The organism is Polaromonas sp. P1_E3, from assembly GCF_056405935.1.
In genome coordinates this window covers 1-2,559 of record NZ_JBFUBD010000374.1, presented here as the reverse complement: position 1 = coordinate 2,559, position 2,559 = coordinate 1, and the positions used below count along the sequence as shown (strand labels likewise).

The following is a 2,559-nucleotide window of genomic DNA, read 5'->3' as shown; positions in this document are numbered from 1 at the left end:
ACGCATTCCTGAGCGCATCGTCCACGCACGCGGCTCAGGCGCGCACGGGTTCTTCGAGTGCTACAAGCCCTTCACGCGCTACACCCGGGCCGCGCCCTTTCAGGAGGAAGGAAAGATCACACCGGTGTTCGTCCGCTTTTCCACCGTGCAGGGCGAACGGGGCTCCAAGGATACGGCGCGCGATGTCCGTGGTTTTGCCGTGAAGTTTTATACCGACGAGGGCAACTGGGACCTGGTGGGCAACAACATGCCGGTGTTCTTTATCCAGGATGCGATGAAGTTTCCCGACCTCGTTCATGCCGTGAAACCCGAGCCGCACCACCAGATGCCGCAGGCCGCCAGCGCGCACGACACCTTCTGGGATTTTGTGTCGCTGATGCCGGAGTCGACCCACATGCTGATGTGGCTGATGAGCGACCGGGCCATCCCGCGCAGCTACGCCACCATGCAGGGCTTTGGGGTGCACAGCTACCGCTTTGTGAACGGCGCGGGCGAATCGGTGTTTGTGAAGTTCCACTGGAGCCCGAAGTTCGGCACGCATTCGCTGGTGTGGGACGAAGCCGTGAAGATTTCCGGGGCCGATCCGGACTTTCACCGCCGCGACCTGTGGGAGCGCATCGAGGCCGGCGTGTACCCCGAGTGGGAGCTGGGCGTGCAGGTCTTTACGGAAGAAGAGGCCGAAAAATTCAGCTTCGACATCCTCGACGCCACCAAGATCATTCCTGAAGAACTGGTTCCGCTGCAGCCGCTGGGCCGCATGGTGCTGAACCGCAACCCCGACAACTTTTTCGCCGAAACCGAGCAGGTGGCTTTTTGCACCGCGCATGTGGTGCCGRGCATTGATTTTTCGAACGACCCGTTGCTGGCCGGCCGTATCCACTCCTATGTGGACACACAGATCTCACGCCTGGGCGGACCGAATTTCCACGAGATCCCGATCAATGCGCCGCTGGCGCAGGTACACAACAACCAGCGTGACGGCATGCATCGCCAGGCGATCCCGCGCGGACGCGTCGCATATGAACCGAACTCGCTGGCCGGCGGCTGCCCCTTCCAGGCGGGGGCGGCGCAAGGTTTTGTCAGCGTGCCGGCACGCCTGCAGGCGCAGGAGGACCATGTGAAGGTGCGYGCCAAGCCGGAAAAGTTTGCCGACCACTACACGCAGGCCGCGCTCTTCTACAACAGCCAGACGCCGGTGGAACAAGCGCACATTGCGGCAGCCTTTCGCTTCGAGTTGAGCAAGGTGACGGTGCCGGCGGTGCGCGAACGCATGGTGTCATCGCTGCGCAATGCCTCTGAGCCGCTGGCACAGAAGGTGGCGCAAGGGCTGGGGATGACCACGCTGCCGGCCCCCATGCCGCTCGCCATTCCCAAACCCGCGAAACCGGAAGTGACCGCATCACCGGCGCTTTCCCTGACCGCGCGCCCCGGCGACGGCAGCATTGCCGGGCGCAAGGTTGCCGTGCTGGTAGCACCCGGTGTGGCCGGCGCCGTGATTGACCAGCTGCAGGCCGCCCTGGCCGCCGAGGGCGCGGTGCCGCGGCTGGTCGGGCCGCACATCGGCGCGGTGACAACAGCCGAAGGGCAACTGGTGGACGCCGACGCTTCGCTTGAAAACGAGCCCGGCTTCCTGTTTGACGCGCTGGTGCTGCCGGACGGTGAAGACGCAGTGGCTGCGTTGGCGGGCGATGGCCATACGATGGAATTCATCAAGGACCAGTACCGCCACTGCAAGACCATCCTGGCGCTTGGCGCTTCGGCGCGGCTGCTGGAGCAGGCCGGCATAGGGGCTGCCCCGGGCGCGGCGGTCAAGGGCAGGAAGGGTGCGCCGGCAGACCCCGGCCTCCTGGTGGAAGCCTCGGGAGATGTGACTGCCGCCCTCGCCCGTTTTATCAAGGCGATGGGACGGCACCGCCACTACGAGCGCGAAACGGATCCGCCCGCCGTCTGACGGCGACGGACGGGTGTGCAGGCTTAATGCACGGCGTCCGCCGCCCCGGCGCCGGACTTGCTGCCGGCTGCGGTACCGGCCGTGCGCAGCAGCAACGCGCCCAGAACGGCAGCGCTGGCGGCAAAGACCGCGCCAATCACAAACGCCAGCTGGTAACCGCCATTGAGCGCCCTCACGGCATCGGCACCCGCACCGGCCAGCGCGCCGGTGCGCGCCGCCGCCAGGCTGGCCAGCACCGCCAGCCCCAGCGCACCGCCCATCATGAAAGCCGTATTGACGACCCCCGAGGCAATGCCGGACTCGGCCGGATCCACGTCGCTCATGGCGGCCAGCAATACGGGGTTGAAAGCCATGCCCGCGCCCAGCCCCAGCAGCAGCATGCCGGGCAATACATCAAGCGCGAAGTTGCCGCCGACCGGGGCACGCGCGAACAACGCCAGGCCCAGCGCGGCCAGCAGCAGCCCGGCTGACAGCGGCGCGCGTATGCCGAAGCGCATGACAATCCTGGCCGACAGGCCCAGCGAGAAGGCCGCCATGATCAGGTTGGCGGGCAGGAAGCCCAGGCCCACCTGCATGGCGGTGTAGCCCAGCACCAGCTGCATATACAG

Annotated in this window: 2 protein-coding genes; one reads left to right on the top strand and one right to left on the bottom strand. The window is 66.1% G+C overall.

Annotated features, from left to right (window positions below):
• A partial coding sequence (locus AC1D0Z_RS19410; protein WP_477659819.1) for a catalase occupies nt 1–1,951 on the top strand: 1,951 nt, incomplete at its 5' end.
• A gap of 23 nt (nt 1,952–1,974) precedes the next feature.
• On the opposite strand, the gene AC1D0Z_RS19405 is transcribed toward AC1D0Z_RS19410, so the two are convergent.
• The coding region (locus tag AC1D0Z_RS19405) for an MFS transporter (protein WP_477659818.1) at nt 1,975–2,559 on the bottom strand (585 nt) is incomplete at its 5' end.